This window comes from Pantoea sp. UBA5035 (assembly GCF_002415245.1).
Taxonomy (GTDB): domain Bacteria; phylum Pseudomonadota; class Gammaproteobacteria; order Enterobacterales; family Enterobacteriaceae; genus Pantoea; species Pantoea septica.
On record NZ_DICD01000027.1, the window covers coordinates 307,544 to 326,050 of the forward strand.

Annotated in this window: 7 protein-coding genes; 4 read left to right on the forward strand and 3 right to left on the reverse strand. The window is 57.3% G+C overall.

Translation table 11 applies throughout. From position 1 onward, the window contains the following. The first annotated feature begins 3 nt into the window (after positions 1–3). From B3229_RS18295 to B3229_RS18305, 3 genes are all read left to right on the forward strand, one after another. A complete protein-coding gene (locus B3229_RS18295; RefSeq protein ID WP_286873153.1) occupies positions 4–11,799 on the forward strand; it encodes a hemagglutinin repeat-containing protein in 11,796 nt (3,931 codons plus the stop codon). A gap of 11 nt (positions 11,800–11,810) precedes the next feature. Beyond that, a complete protein-coding gene (locus B3229_RS18300) occupies positions 11,811–12,062 on the forward strand; it encodes a MafI family immunity protein (RefSeq protein ID WP_286873155.1) in 252 nt (83 codons plus the stop codon). A 631-nt stretch (positions 12,063–12,693) separates the two neighbouring features. Then, entirely contained in the window at positions 12,694–13,098 is a 405-nt protein-coding gene (locus B3229_RS18305; protein ID WP_286873157.1) for a DUF6911 family protein, read from the forward strand. Between the two features lie 446 nt (positions 13,099–13,544). On the opposite strand, the gene sapB is transcribed toward B3229_RS18305, so the two are convergent. The 3 genes from sapB to B3229_RS18320 form a co-directional block, all read right to left on the reverse strand. After that, positions 13,545–14,510 carry a putrescine export ABC transporter permease SapB gene (gene sapB, locus B3229_RS18310; RefSeq protein WP_033746932.1) on the reverse strand — a complete coding sequence of 322 codons (966 nt, stop codon included), beginning with the start codon at positions 14,508–14,510 and terminating at the stop codon, positions 13,545–13,547. Continuing rightward, complete coding sequence (gene sapA / locus B3229_RS18315; protein WP_286873160.1) at positions 14,511–16,133, reverse strand: ABC transporter substrate-binding protein SapA; 1,623 nt, start codon at positions 16,131–16,133, stop codon at positions 14,511–14,513. Between the two features lie 596 nt (positions 16,134–16,729). Next, positions 16,730–17,344, reverse strand: a complete 615-nt coding sequence (locus B3229_RS18320) for a TetR/AcrR family transcriptional regulator (protein ID WP_286873162.1) — start codon at positions 17,342–17,344, stop codon at positions 16,730–16,732. A gap of 101 nt (positions 17,345–17,445) precedes the next feature. Between B3229_RS18320 and B3229_RS18325 the strand changes: the two genes are divergently transcribed. Further along, positions 17,446–18,474 carry an NAD(P)-dependent oxidoreductase gene (locus tag B3229_RS18325; RefSeq protein WP_286873164.1) on the forward strand — a complete coding sequence of 343 codons (1,029 nt, stop codon included), beginning with the start codon at positions 17,446–17,448 and terminating at the stop codon, positions 18,472–18,474. Positions 18,475–18,507 lie beyond the last annotated feature (33 nt).

Genomic DNA, 18,507 nt, shown 5'->3' on the forward strand with positions numbered 1-18,507 from the left:
ATTATGGACGATCGTCAACCTGTTTCCCTTGCCCGCCGCGCGCTGAGCTACCTCATCTGTTATCTGGTGGCCGTGCAGCCGATGCTGCCCGCCGTGGCGGCGCAGATTACGCCGGTTACGCCCGGCACGCAGATGGATGCCGCGGGCAACGGCGTGCCGGTGGTCAATATCGCCACGCCGAACGGCGCAGGCGTTTCGCATAACCAGTACCAGCAGTACAACGTCGGGCAGGAAGGGCTGATCCTCAATAACGCCACCGGCCAGCTTAATCAGACGCAGCTGGGCGGCCTGATCCAGAACAACCCCAACCTGAAAGCCGGGCAGGAAGCGCGGGCGATCATCAACGAAGTCACGGGCGCGAACCGCTCCCAGCTGCAGGGCTACACCGAAGTGGCGGGCAAAGCCGCCAACGTGATGGTCGCCAACCCGTACGGCATTACCTGCAACGGCTGCGGTTTTATCAACACCCCGAACGTCACGCTCACCACCGGCAGGCCGCAGCTGGATGCAAACGGCAACCTCGCCGCGCTGGAGGTGAGCAAAGGCGCGGTGATCGTCGAGGGCAAGGGGCTGGACGGCAGCAGCGCGGACGCGGTGTCGATCGTCGCGCGCGCCACGGAAATCAATGCCGGCATTCATGCGAAAGATCTCTCGGTGACGGTGGGCGCGAACCGCGTCGGCGCAGACGGGTCAGTCACGCCGATCGCCGGCGAGGGGGCCGCGCCGTCGGTGGCGGTAGATACCGGCGCGCTGGGCGGCATGTACGCCAACCGCATTCGCCTGGTCTCAAGCGAAAAGGGCGTGGGGGTCAACCTCGGCAATCTGGTGGCGAAACAGGGCGATATCCAGCTCGACAGCAGCGGCCAGCTGACGCTGAATACCAGCCTGAGCAGCGGGTCGCTGACGGCAAAAGGCGCGTCGGTCGCGCTAGGAGGCGATAACAAAGCAGCCGGGCAGATTGCTGTCAACGCGCAGCAGGATGTCGCCATCGGGCCAGGCGCGCTGGTGAGCGATGCCGGCATCGCCGTGTCGGCCAGCGGCAATCTTACGACGCAAGGCGCCAGCCTGACGGCGGGGCGAGATATCCGCTTAAGCGGCGGCACGCTGTCGGCAAACCAGGCCAGCCGGGGAAATGCGGGCGAGACGATTCAGCTGCAGGCGGCTAAGCAGCTGAGCAATGCCGGGCAATTTACCGCTGGCAACACGCTCTCTGCCACCGCGCAGCAGCTCGATAACCGCGGTTCGCTTGCCGCGGCGGCCACCACGCTCAGCGCCGGCACCTTAACCAACCACAGCGGCGGCGCCCTTGCCGGCACTGGCAGCCTGGCGGTGCGCAGCGATTATCTGCTCAACCAGGGCGTGCTCTCCGCGCCTGCGCTGACCCTCGACAGCGCGCAAACCGACAACAGCGGGCTGCTGCAGGGCGCGGATGCGCTCAGCTTTAGCGGCAGTCAGTTCAATAACCTGGCGGGCGGCACCCTCAGCTCAAATAACGGCTTCTCACTCAATTTCCAGACTCTGGACAACGGCGGCCTGATCAGCAGCGGCGCGACGCTGACGCTGGGCGGCCGCAGCCTGACCAATCGGGGTGAAATCAACGCCGCGAACCTGACCGCGCTCAATGAGACGATCGGCAACAGCCAGGGCGGATCGCTGCTCGCGGAGCACCGCCTGCAGCTGAACAACAACGCGCTGGACAACAGCGGAACGCTGCAGGCGAAGCAGACGCTGGAGACGCAGGGCCAGCAGCTCGACAACCGCGGCACGGTGCTGAGCGACGGACAGCTAACCCTCAATGCCGACACGCTCAGTAACGCAGGCTCGCTGCAGGGACAGCAGTTAACCGTCACCGCCAACAGCGGGCTGAACAGCGGCAAGGTGCTGAGCCTGGGGAATGCGTCGATCACCCTGAACCACCTCAACAACAGCGGCAGCCTGCTCAGCCAGCAGGCGCTGCGGCTGAGCAGCGGGGAAACCGACAACAGCGGGCTGATTCAGGGCACCCGTGCGCTCAGCCTGACGGGACAACGCCTCACTAACCTGGCGCAAGGCACGGTCAGCTCTGAGAACAGCTTTGGGCTGAATCTGCCCGAGCTGAACAACCTGGGCCTGATTACCAGCGGCGGCACCCTGACGCTGGCCGGCGCCAGCCTGATCAACGGCGGCGAGATCAACGCGGCGGATATCGTTGCCAGCAACGGCAGCTTCAGCAACCAGCAGGCGGCGCGGCTGCTGGCGGATAACGCCCTGCAGCTAAACAACGCCAGGCTGACCAACGGCGGAGAGATCGCCGCCAGCCAGCTGGATATCGACGGCGGCACCCTGGACAACAGCGGCACCCTACAGGGCAAGCAGGCGCTGCTCGCCGCAGCCCAGCAGCTCAGCAACAGCGGCACCCTGCTGAGCGGCGGGGCGCTGAAGCTGGACGCCGACCAGCTTGAAAACAGCGGCCTGATGCAGGGCGAGCGGCTGAACCTGACGGCCGCCGACTGGCAAAACCGCGGCAACGCGCTCAGCGTCGGCGACGCGCAGCTCAAGGCTGACAGCCTGAACAACAGCGGCAAGATCCTGGGACAGCAGGGCGTGCAGCTGCAGGCGGGCAAAACAGACAACAGCGGCTGGCTGCTGGCGCAGGTGCTGACGTTGCAGAGCGATCTGGTGAACAGCGGGCTGATGCAGGGCACGGACGCGCTGACGCTCCAGGGCAACCAGCTCAGCAACCAGGCGAACGGTCAGCTGCTCAGCGGCGGTACGCTGGCGGTGCAGGGCGATAATCTCACTAATCAGGGCAGCCTGCAGGGCGACCGGCTCGACCTGCGGGTAAACCGCTGGCAGAACCCGGGCAGCGCGCGCGCTGCCTCGCAGCTCACCGCAGCGGTCAGCGGCCTGCTGGATAACGGCGGCGCGCTGCTGAGCGAGAAGCGTTTTGACCTGACCAGCGGCGAGACGCGCAATGCCGGTACGCTGGCGGCGGACCAGCTTGATGTCACGGCAGCGAATCTCTCTAACGCGGGTCTGCTGCAGGGCAACAGCGCGCTCACCCTCAGCAGCGCCAACATTACCAACGCGGTCGGCGGCCAGCTTATCAGCGGCTCCTCGCTGCTGCTCTCGCCGGTGATGCTGACCAACGCGGGACTGCTGCAGGTTTCTGGCGACTTTGACTTAAACGGACGCGACTTCAGCAACAGCGGACGGGTCACGGCGGACAACGTTACCACCCGTCTGACCGGCACGTTCAGCAACGGCGACGCCGGGGTGCTGCTGGCGCGTCAGCAGGCGACGCTGCAGGCCGCGACGCTGGACAACGGCGGCACGCTGGCCGCGCAGCAGCTCGCTGCGTCAGGCGATACGCTGACTAATCGCGCTCTTATGCAGGGCGACGCGGCGCTTTCGGCCGATTTTGGTCAGATCGACAACCTGAGCGCGGGCACGCTGCTGAGCGGCGGCGATCTCGGCCTGCAGGCAAGCAGCGGCAACAACGCTGGCGCGATGCAGGGCAGCGATTTGCACTATCAGTTCGGCGCGCTGACCAACAGCGGCACGATAAACGGCATCGCGACGCTGACCGGCACCACCGCCGGGCTGCTCGACAACAGCGGTGCGATGGTGACAAAAGGCAGCGCCAGCCTGACGGCGGGTCGGCTGGACAACCGCGGCAGGTTAATGGCGGATAGCCTGGCGCTGCGCGGCGATACGCTCAGCAACGGCGGGCTATGGCAGGGCAGCACGCTGCTGGACGTGCAGGCGACGGGCGACATCACGCAGACATCGTCCGGTAAGGCCCTGAGCGGCGGCGATCTGCTGCTCAGTGCGCGCGGCCTGAACACCGACGGCACGCTGCAGGGTAACGGCGTGCAGATCGACGCTGAGAGCTGGCAGCATCAGGGCTCGCTGCTGAGCAGCGGCAACCTCACCGCATCGGTCAGCGGCGCGCTGCGCAACGGCGGCGCGGTGATGTCGCAGGGGACTTCGGTGATTACCGCGCAGGATACCGAGAACAGCGGCTCGCTGCTGGCAGAAAAAGCGATGACGCTGCGGGGCGGCGTGCTCAACAACGGCGGCACCCTGCAGGGCGAGACGTTGACCATTACGCCCGCCAGCGTCACCAATCAGGGCAGCCTGATCGGTCTGCAGTCGCTGACGCTGGGCCCGGCCGCAGCGGTCCGCGGCCTGCGCCTGCTGGCGGTACAGGCTCAACCGGCGCGCGTCTTGATCAACAATCCCGGCGGGCAGTTGCTGACGCAGGGCACGCTAAGCATTACCGGCGATACCGTCACCAATAACGGAACCTGGCAGGGGCAGCAAATTCTGCTGAACGCCACGAGCCTCGCCAACGGCGGCGCGATCCAGAGCGCCGACGCCATGCAGCTCAGCCTGCGCGACCGGCTCTCATCCTCGGCGGGCAGTAAAATCACCGCGAACGGCGCCGCCGCGCTCAGTGCGCTCAGCCTCAGCAATCAGGGACAGTGGATAGCGAAAAACCTGACGCTGAACGGGACCACGTTAGACAACAGCGGTGAAGTCTCTGGCGTAAACGGGCTGACGGTGATACTCGGCAATACGCTGACGCAGCAGCAGAACGGCTCGATGCTGAGTGGCGGTCGGCTGGAGCTGCAGGCCGCCGCCGTCACCAACGCCGGACGGGCGCAGGGTGCGGATCTGATCATGACCACCGGCGCCGTCGCCAACAGCGGGCGCCTGCAGGGCGACAACAACCTGCTGCTCACCGCCAGCGGCCGCGTGACCAATGAGGGCAGCGGCACGCTGCTCAGCCAGAGCGGACTGACGCTCACCACGCCGGAGCTCTATAACTACGGCCTGATTCAGGGCGCGAACAGCCGCCTCACCGCAAACAATTCGGCAACCAATACCGGCAGAGTGCTGTCGGCCGGGGAGCTGACGCTGAACGCCCCGCAGCTGACCAACAGCGGCTGGCTGCAGGCGACGCAGCTGACGCTGAATGCGGCAAACGCCAGCAACAGCGGCACGCTACTGGCCGATGGACAGGGCACGCTGACCGGCACGCAGTTACAAAATCAGGGTACCGCGCAGGGCGGCAGCCTGACGGTGAATTACGCGCAGCTCACTAACAGTGGAACGCTGCTGGGCGTCAGTCAGCTTAACGTGAAGGCGTCGCAGGTAACGCAGCAGACGACCGGCAGACTCTTCAGCGGCGGCAACCTGCTGCTGGAGAGCGGCGGCTTCGATCAGCTGGGTCAGGTGGTAGCGCTCGGCGACGCCGCCCTGAACCTGATTAACGGCTTTACCGCCCGCAACACGCTGGCGGCGGGCAATCGTCTCAGCATCAGCAGCAACGGCGCGATCGATAATCAGGGCACCCTGCAGGGCCAGGCGCTGACGCTGAGCGCGGGCGGCGATTTGTCCAACAACGGGCAGATCACCACCGGGAGCGGCGACAGCAGCCTGAGCGGCAACCGCATCGCCCTGAACGGCAGCGGCACGTTACAGGGCGGCGGCAACGTCAGCCTGAACAGCCGCAGCGACATCGCTGTTGATGGTTTTACCGGTACGCTGGGCAGTCTGACCCTCAGTTCGCCAGGCAGCATCGTCAACGCTGCGCTGCTCTATGCCGGGCAAAACCTGGCGCTCTATGCGAACAGCATCCGCAACCAGCGCGGGGATATGCTGGCGGGCAACAGCCTGTGGATGCAGGGAGATGCGGCGGGGAATGCTAACGGCGAGGTGATCAATACGTCGGGCACCATTGAGTCGCAGAATGGCGATATCAATATCAGGACCGGGCATCTGCTGAATACGCGGGATGGGTTAAGTACTCATGATGAGGTCACTCAGTTAGCTACTCCCTCATGGGCGAATGGTACCAATGTCAGGATCCCGTTTACGTGGTTTAAGTCCAGCGATTACAGCCAATACGTTAGTGGTACCCAATATCATCACGGTCATGGGGATGACTGGGAAACCCATACATACAGCTACAGACCCAACGCTGATGTTCAGGTGCAAAAGGTGGCGTATCAGTCGATTGCCGTGACCGCCACTGCCAACGGAGGAGCAGGACGTATTGCAGCGGGCAGGGATCTGAATGTACAGGCCGCGCAGCTGGTCAATTCCGCGTCCACTCTGCTTGCCCGTAACAATATGGCGCTGTCAGGCGATCAGCTGAATAACCAGAGCTGGACGGATGGCACGACAACGGTTTACCAGATCTACCGTTATAACGGCGGCGCGTCCTCAAGCTCATTTGGCTATACGCTTGATGGCAGCCCGGTATATGAAACGACCGGCAGTGGTAACGTCTACCGCAGCGTCATTCAGGCGGGGAATACCATCAATGCTGACTTTAGTCAGAACATCAGCAACACCTCCACCGATCCGCATGTAAGTGGAAGCGTAAACACGCTTAACGCACCGGTATTAAATACGCTGACTCAGCTGACGATAGGTGGAACGGCTCAGAAGCAATCACCTGGAACAGCAGACAAAGTCGCGGTGAACTCCCCTGCGTGGAAAGACCAGGTCCAGAACGCACTTCTACAGATCAACGGCACTGGTGCGCTGGCAGCGGAAAGCAATGATACTAAAGTCCTTGCTGACAGGTCCGTTAGCCAGAAAGGCCGCGTCGGTTTTGGTATATCAAATGCCCTGAAAGATGCCGGGTCTGATGCCAAAGAAACCACGCTGAAAAACTTTCAGGGTAGAGCGGTTGATATTAGCGCGTATCCGATACCAGTCAGTGACAACGGCTATTTTGTTGTTTCCACCAGTTCCTCAAGTCCTTATCTCATCACGGTCAACCCGAAGCTGGATGGGATGGGTCAGCTGGACACTCATCTGTTTAGCGATCTCAATAAGCTGCTGGGAAAACAGCCTGGCAGCGCGCCAAAGGAAAATCGTCAGCAGTATACGGATGCGAATGCTTTCCTTGGCTCTTCATACCTGCTCGACCGCCTCAATCTGAAACCTGAGCGAGACTATCGATTCCTCGGCGATGCGGCTTTTGATACCCGTTACGTCAGCAATGTGGTGCTAAACCAGACCGGCAGCCAGTATCTGAATGGCATCGGGTCGGACCTGGAACAGATGCAGTATTTGATGGATAACGCAGCAGCGACTAAACAGTCGCTGGGGCTGCAGTTTGGCGTCTCACTTTCCGCCGATCAGATTGCCTCTCTCGACCATAGCATTCTGTGGTGGGAGTCGACGACCATTAACGGCGAAACCGTCATGGTGCCTAAACTCTACCTTTCAGCCAAAGATACCGCCGTTAATAACGGTAGCGTGATTGCCGCTAAAAATGTCAACGTGGCCGCTGGCTCATTAACTAACAGCGGCAGTACGCTGCTGGCGTCAGACAGCCTGTCTCTCGATAGCCAGAACAGTATCAGTAACCTGAATGATGGGCTTGTGAAAGCGGGTAACAGCCTGAATCTCAGCGCAATTGGTGATATCAACAATGTCAGCAGCGTCCTTCAGGGTAAAACCGTCGCACTGGAAACGCTAAATGGCAGCATTAACAACATCACGTTATCTAATCCGCTTGGGATAGTCAGTAATAGCCTGAAAAACGTTCAGACTGGCAGCATTGCCGCCATCACTGCAGATCAATCCTTAACACTCAATGCGGGTAAAGATATTACGCTTGAAGGAGCATCTCTTTCCTCAGGCAGCAATCTGTTAATGAGCGCCTGGGGCGACATTGCCCTGAACGCCAATCAGCTAGCCACAACATCTGGCAGTGGTTATAAGCCAGTTCAGAACGACAAAGTTACCTATCAGGGAAGCCGGGTCAGTGCTGGCGGTAACCTTCTTATTGAGGCCGGACACGATGTGGCGATTACGGCCAGTGATGTTAGTGCCAAAGGCAATGCCACCCTCAGCGCGGCAAACAATCTGCAGCTTAACGCCGCGCAAACCAGTGAGAGCAGCAAGCAGAGCAAGGGGAACAAGGAGACGCATAGCTCTGGTTCAGATCGCACGACAATTTCTTCGGGTGGGAATCTGGTGCTGGCTGCAGGTCAGGATCTCACCAGCCAGGCAGCAGCAATTGTTGCAGACGGCGATGTCGGGCTGCAGGCCGGACGCGATATCAACCTGAACGCGGAAGAGAGCCGAACCGGCAACAGCGAACGCGGCAGCAAGAAAACCGTTATTAATGAAACGGTACGTCAGCAGGGCACTGAGATTGTCAGCGGCGGCAGCGCTACGCTGGTGGCTGGAAACGATATTACCAGCCAGGCAAGCACCCTCACTGCGAACAACGATCTTGCGCTGCAGGCCGGTCATGACGTGAACATCACGACCGCCACGGAGAGCGATTACGCCTACAAAGAGGAGACGAAAACCAAAAAAGGGCTGTTCAGCAAAAAGACCACCCACACCATCAGCGAAGAGAGCGCCACCGCTGAGAAAGCCTCGCAGCTGAGCGGCGATCGCGTTTCAATCATCGCGGGCAATGACCTGACGGTGAAAGGATCCTCGGTGATTGGCGAAGGCGATGTGAGCCTGAAAGCCGGGAACGATCTCACCATCGCGGCGGCTACCGATACCCAGACCAGCTATCGCCTGAGCGAAACCAAAAAGAGCGGCATGTTTAGCGGCGGCGGCATTGGCGTGACCTTTGGCAGCGCCTCCTCGAAACAGCAGCTGAAGCAGGACGGTACCACCCAGAGCCAGAGCGCCAGCACCATCGGCAGCACCGGCGGCAACGTGACGCTGGTTGCCGGTCACGATGCGCGCGTGGCGGGTTCTGACGTGATCGCGAAGCAGGATATCAGCCTGGTTGGCGGATCGGTTACTATCGATCCGGGCAACGACACGCTGACGCGACGTCAGAGCTATGAGCAGAAGCAGAGCGGCCTGACGCTTCAGCTCACCAGCCCGATCACCGACGCGCTGCTGAGCCTGGGCTCGCAGGCGAAAGAGGCCAGCCAGGCGGGGGACGATCGCCTGAAGGCGCTTAACGCCGTGAAGATGCTGGAAAGCGGCTGGGCGATGGCAGACGCGGCCAAAGATTCTGCGTTGGCGCTGGCAAATGGCAAAATCGACGATGTCGGCATTAAAATCGCGCTTAACGTCGGGTCCAGCAAGAGCAAATCCTCATCGGAATACAGCAGTAATACCGTCAGCGGCAGTTCGCTCAGCGGGGGCGGTAGCGTCGCCGTCGTCGCCACCGGCGCGAACGGCGCCAGCGGCGATCTGACGGTGGCAGGCAGCGGTATCACTGGCAAAGACGTGACGCTGGCCGCCGCGCACGACCTGAACCTGGTCGCCGCCAGCAACCATACCGAACAGAAGAGCAGCAACAAATCATCCGGCTGGAGCGCCGGAGTGCATGCCGCCATCGGTAAGCAAACCGGCTTCGGCGTACAGGCCAACGGCTATATGGCTAGCGGCGGTGAGAACGGCGACAGCACGACCAACGTCAATAGCCGCGTTAACGCGAAGGATAACCTGACGCTCAGCAGCGGCAACGACATGCTGCTCTCCGGCGCGCAGGCGCTGGGCGACAGCATCAGCGTCAACGCAGGCAATAACCTCACGCTCACCAGCCTGCAGGACACCGATAACTATCAGAGCAAACAGCAGAGCGCCAGCGGCGGCTTCAGCTTCACATGGGGCACGGGCGGTTCGGCCGGGCTGAGCCTCAGCAAAAGCAAGATAAACAGCGAGTACGCCAGCGTCGGCGACCAGAGCGGGCTGTTTGCGGGCGACGGCGGCTATGACATCTTTGTCGGCAACCATACACAGCTTAACGGCGCGGTCATCGCCTCTACTGCGGATGCGGCGAATAACCGCCTGTCTACCGGCACGCTGGGCTGGGACAGCATTGATAATCACGCCTCCTACAGCGCCAGCAGCGCCTCCTTCGGCATCAGCGGCGGATATAAAAGCGATAATGCGCCGGGCCAGCAGTTTGCGGGCGGCGCGCTGCCGACCTTTGTGAACATGAGCGGCAGCGCCTCCGGCACCACGCGCTCGGCGGTGGCGGACAGTACAATCACGGTGCGCGACGCTCAGCATCAGACGCAGGACGTGACGGGCCTCAGCCGCGACACCGAAAACGCCAACGGCCGCATCGACAAGATTTTCGACAAGGATAAAGTCAACAACCAGATGGCGTTTGCGCAGGGCGTCCAGCAGCTGGCAGGGAACATTTATGGCGACGTGAAAGCGTGGAAGCTGAATGCGGCCGCCAAAGAGACCTCCGAGCGCCTGCTTAGTGAGCATCCTGACTATGCCCGCCTCCCACAGGATCAGTTCAGCACAATCGTGCAGAGCGACCCTGGCTACAAAGCGGTGGCGGCGCAGTGGGGCACGGGCGGCACCTATTCGATGGTGGCGACCGCGGTGGCGGGCGCGCTGGGCGGGCTGAGCGCCAGCAACCTGGGCGCCGCAGCGGGCGGCGCGATGGCGCCGTACCTCGCTAACGCCATCAAGAAAGCCACGACAAGCTATGACGCCCAGGGTAACCCGCACACCGACGTGCTGGCGAACACCATGGCGCATGCGGTCGCAGGCGCGGTGCTGGCGCAGATAGCGGGCGGCAGCGCGGCGGCAGGCGCAGCGGGTGCAGCAGGCGGAGAGCTGGCGGCGAAAGCCATCGTGAAGGTGATGTATCCGGACACGGACATTCGCGACCTGACGGAGAGCCAGAAGCAGACGGTCAGCGCGCTGAGCCAGATGGCGGCAGGACTGGCGGGCGGGATAGCATCAGACTCGGCGCTGGGAGGCGGGACCGGGGCGGGGGCCGGGAAGAATGCGGTTGAGAATAATACGCTGAGTCCGTCAAAGAATGATGCCCTGAATAAAGCTCTCGAAGATCAGAAAGCCGGCAAGAACCTGCTGGAGGCCTCTCGGAATATTGTCACACTAACCAATGAAGACAAAGCAAGTAATGTTCTTCTGGATAAGTATCAAAAAGGCCAACTGAATGAGGTAGAAAAGCAGCAACTTGCCGGACTGCTCAATCAATATGGATATGAACTTCAGACAATGTATGGTTACTCAGAGCAGCAGGCAGCAGAAGCAATTCAGGCGCTTGTTAAAGGTGGGGCCTTTGTAGCATCGGCTGCGGATGCTAAAGCCTACAATGAGGCGCTAGGGTATTTGAAAGCCTACAGTATACAGTCAGGTCAGGCAGCAGTAGGAACAGATGCGCTACTGGTTCTTCCTGGTGTTCCGGGTGCATTGGTACGGGGTACGCTGGTTGCTGGCGGGTCCCATCAGGTTGGTACTGGCGTAGGTCAGATAGCCGATGGCAACTATGTGGATGGTGGTCTGAATGTAGGTCTGGGCACAGCAGCGATATTTGGAGGGATGTCTGGACAGGGTATTATCTCCAAAGTAGATAAGGGAACACCATCGGCGGGCAGTCCTTCAGTTTGGCAAGGAAATGGTCAATCAATAGGAAAAAACATATTCCCGGATAATAACACCAACATTAGCCCAGAAAACCGGAAGTATGTTGATATCCTTTCGCCAGAGGCGAAGCAGCATATTTTATACGGGGAGAATATGAGTAGTGGCGGGCATTTTTATCCAGGTAATCCAGGAAAGACTATTTATCCACCGACATGGTCAGCCGATAAAATCGTTCATGTTGTTGGGGACATTGCAACCTCTCCAGATACTCAATGGTATGCTCAAACTGGCACTGGAAGCTTTTATACAAAAGCAGGACAGCCAGCCAGGTGGGTTGCATGGGAAGTTCGTGATGATGTACGTATGCGGGTAGTCTACGAACCAGCGAGTGGTAAGATCATCACTGCATTCCCAGATAAAAATCCAGCACCACCAAAGTTGAAGCCAATAAAGTAAGGAAATTAAGTATGGATATTAATGAACAGATTAGAATATTCGGAGAGGGACTGAAAGATCGTATAGATCCAATAGTCATTGATTTTGATTTAGAATATATGGAGCATTCGGAAAGCACCCTTGCTTTTGAAACATTATGTGATCATATTGCTGACTATGGCATACCCATAACAAAAGATGAATATAAAAAAATACTTGATATTGCAAATGAATTGCGCTTGGAAATAAATAACAGGTATTTATATATAAATCCTGAAAAATGACGTTGAGAATAATTGTTTATCAGGCAAACAGACACGTCAGACGATAAAGCAATCGGAATATATCTCTCGCTAGTTGAATAGCATATAAATAACTCGGGTGATTACTTATGGGAAGTAAGAATAATTTTTATCAGGAAGTGGAAACATCCTATAGCGGAAAGGAAAAAAATAAGGAATATGCAGGTAAAAGGGCGGTGTGATGAGAGCAAATTAGGAGGGTGAGATACTATATGGGTACTCAATAAAGCTTAATGATGAGGAGCATTTGTTATCTTTTGGTAAAGATGAAGCCATCCCCACAGGTAAGCAGCTCACTCAAGACTTTTTTATTAAGCTTTAGGAAAAACGAATCCCAGTCTTCAACGGCTTGTTTTTTTTAATTGTTATCTGACCAGTAACCCTCCCTTCTTTTCGGCCTGACCATAGCCTAGAACAACCAAGATGCCGAATTCATGAATAACTAAGTTAGGGAAGGTCTGGAGAGCGGATAATATCTTTCATTGATAAAAGTATTATTAAATCTTGTGAAAATCAAAGAAGTGCGTGGGTAATATATTTAGCATAACTGATTTTAATAAAAGGCTTATATGTGTGTGTCCGGCATGAAATTGATAAAGGAGATTAAGAAGTAATGATTAAATTTGAACTGGGTGGGTATTATTTAGACAATGGTGGGCGTGTGCAACTGCCTCTAATTTTACAACCATCAATTTCTCAGGTGATGAACTACCTGAGCATACTAGAAGGCCATAGTGGAGTCCTTGTTCTTGATAATGATCAAGAGGATAAATATGTTCCTTATAAAATGGTATTGTATTCTGAATATAGTATCTACATGGTCTTACTTGAAACAAGCATGGAAGACGGTGATATAGATGTTAGGACTTTTTATAACGAAAGTTACGCCAGAGAACTTATACCAATTCTTGGAGAATCCCTTTCAAAGGCATCAACAGTTAAAGATTTTTCTTATGTGATAAAAGCATTTAAGGAGTTTTACGAGGCTGGTGATGTTAATAGAGGGTTATTAAATTAAATTCTTAAACCTTCATTCATTAATAAAAGTTCTATATATAATCTGGTCAGATTTACCTTCAGTCAATTGGGCGAAAAATTGTCCAGCTTATAAGGTAATTTTAATTTTCTATTTTCTATCGGGTATCAAAACTAACAATATTTTATTATTCAGTAGTGCTTCAACTTCATAGGGGATTATTGCTAAAAACTCTCTTTTCTCGAATGTAATCCTGTGTATGACGAGGTTTTGGCTAAATCGCACTCTAAATTATGGATTCACATATGATAAACCTTCTGGCATAATTTCTAAGGTAGGCCTTAGTTTAGTTAAGTGTGAATTGTTGTCACCATTGATGGGCAGCGGCTGAGACTGATGCAGCCAAGGGTCATTGGCTGATCCGTCAGCAAAGTAATTTGCCCCTCACTAGCATCAGATCTACATGGCCGCACCAAATACATCTTTCCCTACCGCAACGCATACCACTCTTTATGCTTCAGCGGATTCATCGCCGCGCCAATAATATCGGAAACCACGTTCACCAGAATCACCAGACCGCCAACCACCATCACGCCTGCGGAAATCGCCGCATAATCCTGCTGACGAATAGCATTAATTAGCCACCGGCCCAGCCCAGGCCAGTTGAACACCATCTCGGTGATCATCGCCAGCGTCAGCATGGTGGAAAACTGCAGGCCCAGACGCGGGATCACCGGCGGCAGCGCATTATGCAGCACATGGCGGCGGATCACGGTAAAACGCGACAGCCCGCGCGTGGCGGCCGCCTTCACGTAGTTCTTATCCATCACCTCGCTGGTGCTGGCGCGCAGCAGGCGGATCACTTCGGTGGCAGGGGCGACCGCCAGCACAATCACCGGCAGGATCATATGCGTCATTACGCTGACCAGCATCTCATGACGCCACGGCGACGGGCTCAGCCAGGCGTCAACCAGCGCAAGGCCGGTAATATTTTGCACCGGGTAGAGCAGATCAAAACGGCCGGACACCGGCAGCCAGCCGAGCGTCAGGGAGAAGAACAGCGTAAACAGCAGCGCCAGCCAGAATACCGGCATCGAGAAGCCGAGCAGCGCCAGCGCGCTAATCACCTTATCCTGCCACTTATTACGCGTCACGCCGGCGCAGATGCCGAGCGGAATCCCGGTCAGCAGCGCCAGCACAAACGCCAGCACGCACAGCTCCAGCGTGGCGGGGAACACTTCGCGCAGTTGCAGGCCAATCTCCTGACCATTGGTGCTGGAGACGCCAAAATCAAACTGCAGCATGCCGCTGAACCAGAACCACCACGCATCGAACAGCGAAGCGCCTTCCAGCGGCGCGTTGGGCGTGAAGTAGCTCAGGCTAAAGCCCACCAGCGACAGCAGAAACAGGGTAATCACCAGCAATAACAGGCGACGCAACATATAGATGATCACTTACGGCTCCTCGCGCTCATCACGGTAGACTCCGGCAAAAGAGGCGTTGCCGAACGGACTTAACACCAGGCCTTTAATATCGTGGCGGTAGGCCTGCAACCGCAGCGAAGAGGCGAGCGGCAGCACCGGCAGATCGCGTGCCAGCATCTGCTGCGCCAGGTGATAGTTCTCAATACGGCCCGCCAGCTGCTGCGACAGCAGCGCCTTTTGCAGAGCTTCATCGAAGCCGGGCGAGCACCAGTGCGCATAGTTGGTCTGCGAGCGAATCGCCGCGCAGCTCAGCAGCGGGCGGAAAAAACTGTCGGGATCGTTACTGTCGGTCGCCCAGCCGGTAAGGGTGAGATCGTGGTTCATCGCCATCAGCTGCGCTTCCTGAAAGCGGCCCTCTACCGGCGCGATGCTCACCTTAACACCAACCTGCGCCAGATCGGCCTGCAGCAGCTCCGCCGTTTTCAGCGGGCTAGGGTTCCAGGCCTGCGAGGCGGAGGGCACCACCAGACGCAAATGGAGATCGGTTATGCCCAGCGACGCCAGCATCGCGCGCGCTTTTTTCGGATCATACTCGGTGACGCGCGCTTCGCTATCGTAAGCCCATGATGCGCGCGGCAGCACCGAGGCGGCAGTTTCCGCCGTACCGTAGTAGATCGACTCCATCAGGCGTTCGTTATTGATCGCCAGCGCCAGCGCGTGGCGCACTTCCGGACGGTCCAGCGGCGCTTTGCGGGTGTTAAACGCCAGATAGGCGATGTTCATGCCGGGGCGCAGCGTCATGCGCAGGCGGGGATCGTCGCGCAGGATAGAGATCTGACTGGCGGCGGGATAGGCGAGCACGTCGCACTCTCCGGTCAGCAGCTTAGACAGGCGGCCCGTTCCGCCTGCGCCCATATCGATTACCGCCTGCTGCAGGCGCGGCACGCCTTTCCAGTAGGCGGGATTGCGCGCCAGCCGAATATACTGTCCGGCGCGATATTCGCTGAGCTGGTAAGGACCCGTACCCACCGGCTGGCGATCAAGCTCCTCCTGGCGGCCGCTACGGGTCAGCTGATCGGCATATTCCGCCGACAGCACCGGCGCGTAGTGGGTCGCCAGATGCCAGAGAAAGGAGGCATCCGGGCTGTTGAGTCGGATCTCAACCGTATTACCGTCGAGCTTTTTAACGCTCTGCACCGAATCGGCGAACTGCAGGCTGTCGAAGTAGGGATAGTTGCCGCCATTAACGTTGTGCCACGGATGGTGGCGATCGAACATGCGGGCAAAGCTGAATACTACGTCATCGGCGTTCATTGCGCGCGTCGGCGTAAACCAGGACGTGCGCTGAAAAGAAACCTTGCTGCGCAGGTGGAAGCGGTAGGTCGCGCCGTTATCGCGCACTTCCCAGGAAGAGGCCAGATCGGGCACCAGACGATAGGTGTAGGGATCGACATCCAGCAAACGATCGTATAGCTGCGCGGCGAGGGTATCGACGGCAAGGCCGCTGCTCGCCATCTGCGGATTGAAGGTATTCAGCGTGCCGTTGACGCAGTAGACGAAGCCGCTGTGGCGAATATCGCGACTCTCTGCCGACCAGGCAGACGCGCTGAATAGGCTGAGAATAAGCATCAGCGACGGGATTAATTTTGACATAGAACTCAACGGTGTTCGGGCAATAGGCTGAGTGTATCGCAAAGGCGGCGATGTCCCAAAATATGGTGACGCGGCTGGGGGGATTTTCGCCAGAGAGCAGAAAATAGACACACCCTTGCTGTGGTAATGAGAAAAATTCTCAATTAGAGCTTTACAAGTGAGAACAAGAATGATTATTATTTAATTGCGCTTCAGCGGTGGCTCTACCGGTGAAGAGCACGACATTGCTCACATTGCTTCCAGTATTGTTGCCCGCGCAAGCGGGCTTTTTTTTGCCTTCATACTGGCTGCGTTACGCGACTTCAGACATCTGGGGAAGTACGCTCAGGTGGACAGCGCACAAGCAGAGAAGTAGAAGGGCAGGCGCATGTACGACCACACCGGACTGAAAAAGACGCAAGCAAACCCCGCATGAACAGCTTACGTATTAATAGCAATCTGCCGGCTACGGCGTTGCAAGAAACAAACGCTGCCAGCAGGAGAAAATGTCGGCAGTAACTATGAATCTATTAGTCACTCTGGAATAAGGATAATGCTTTTAATAATTCCAGGCACCACTACGCCTGGAGAGTTTACAATCGGACCATACCTGTCTTTCAGCTTGCACTCGTCTGCTCCAGTCCTTTGATCAGGGAAGCGAAGGCTGCAACCGCTTCAGTCTCCTTGAGTCGCCCACGAGTAAGCGCAACGGACAGCGCCTCTCCCGCGCCGACCAGGCCGATGCAACGTTGTAGTAACTCCTGCGGCGACATATGTAGATGTGGTGTCAGAACTGTCACAAACATTGCGACACAATTGTCCAGGAGTTCCTGGAAAACCACCGCCTTCTCTTCGCTCCCCGCCAGCGCCGCACCTACTGCATGAAACTCGTCCGTTTTGTCCGCGGCGCAGTGAATATAAGCACTCGCCAGTACTTGTACGGTTTCCTGCAGGTTTCGGGGGGGCGTGCTTATGGCCTCAGTGAACCTCCTGATCCGTTCCATATCAATCCATCTGTACAGATCAATCAGCAACGCCGAGCGAGTCGGGAAGTGATCATAAACCACGGGTTTAGAGACACCGGCACGTACAGCCAAATGTCCCAGAGTCAGTCGATCTGCATTTTCCTCTCGCACGATCATAAGCGCGGTGTCGAGGAGTTGCTGTCGCCGTTCTGCCTTCGATAATCTCCGTGCAGGCGACCTGGCTAACGAAGCGTTTTGTTCTCTCATTATATTTTTCTCATATAACCTACTAAAGGTAGCTTATGCTCGCAAGTGGTGCTACCTTTCCTACTATTGGTAGCTTATCACGTTAATAAGGAACCACGCTTATGTCATTTGACCCTGTGTTACTACTGGGCGGCTCCGGAGCAATTGGCCGTCAGACTGCTCGGGCAATCCACGCGACTTATCCTCACCTTCCTTTGCTGATAGGCAGTCGAGATCTTTCCAGAGCGCAGAACGCAGCGAAAGAAATGGGAGGCGCGCAAGGGGTAGTCATCGATACCGCATGCGCAGATCTCGGCCTCGGCGAACAAAAAATCAGCGCGGTGGTCGTTCTCTATAAAGACCATTCTCTCGCTGCACTCCGTTTTGCTCAATCCCGTGGCGTATCACATCTCAGTATTTCTTCTGGTGTGTTCGAGATTGCTCCGGAAATTGCCAACTTTATGAATGCCCCGCATGCGGCGGCAGTGGTGCTTGGCTATGAGTGGTTGGTAGGTGCCACGACAGTTCCTACGCTTCATCTGAGCAAGGCGTTCAGCCGGGTACATAAAATCCGTATTGGGGCGTTAGTCGATGAAGAGGATGTCGGCGGCCCAGCGGTCGCCGCTGATTTCGAACATCTGAATCACCTGATGCCTGCCGCGCTAACGCGCCGGGCCGGCGTCTATATATGGCGGGAGGGCAATGATGCCAGGACTACATTCTCAGCAGTCGACGGCACCGAAATAGGCGCTACCGGTTTCTCGTCGATTGACGTTGCTGGACTGGCATCAGCAACTGGCGCGCATAGTGTCCAGTTTGACCTGGGCACGGGTGTCAGTTCGAGTCGGCGTGACGGCGGAAAATTCTCGACCGAAATCATTATTGAAATTTCGGGGCTGGATCTGGCTGGACAAGCTCTTCATACCCGACATGCGGTAGTACATCCGGGTGGCGCAGCACCCTTGACAGGTATGGGAATTGCCTTGCTTCTTGAGCGACTGGTCGGGCTAGATGGAAAGCCACCGGTTGCGCCAGGCCTCTATTTTCCTTATCAGATTCTGGAAACGTCGCACTATTTAGCACGGCTTGCGGAAGAAGGAGGGCAGCTTATGGAACTGTCGTTGCCATCCGGGTCAGGCACAGAGCAATAACTGAAAAACTTGTCCCGCACCTGCGTTTCCTGA

Coding starts and splice junctions, on each gene's coding strand:
- B3229_RS18295 (WP_286873153.1), top strand. CDS start 4: ATGGACGATCGTCAACCTGTTTCCCTTGCCCGCCGCGCGCTGAGCTAC.
- sapA (WP_286873160.1), bottom strand. CDS start 16,133: ATGTCAAAATTAATCCCGTCGCTGATGCTTATTCTCAGCCTATTCAGC.
- B3229_RS18325 (WP_286873164.1), top strand. CDS start 17,446: ATGTCATTTGACCCTGTGTTACTACTGGGCGGCTCCGGAGCAATTGGC.
- B3229_RS18320 (WP_286873162.1), bottom strand. CDS start 17,344: ATGAGAGAACAAAACGCTTCGTTAGCCAGGTCGCCTGCACGGAGATTA.
- B3229_RS18300 (WP_286873155.1), top strand. CDS start 11,811: ATGGATATTAATGAACAGATTAGAATATTCGGAGAGGGACTGAAAGAT.
- B3229_RS18305 (WP_286873157.1), top strand. CDS start 12,694: ATGATTAAATTTGAACTGGGTGGGTATTATTTAGACAATGGTGGGCGT.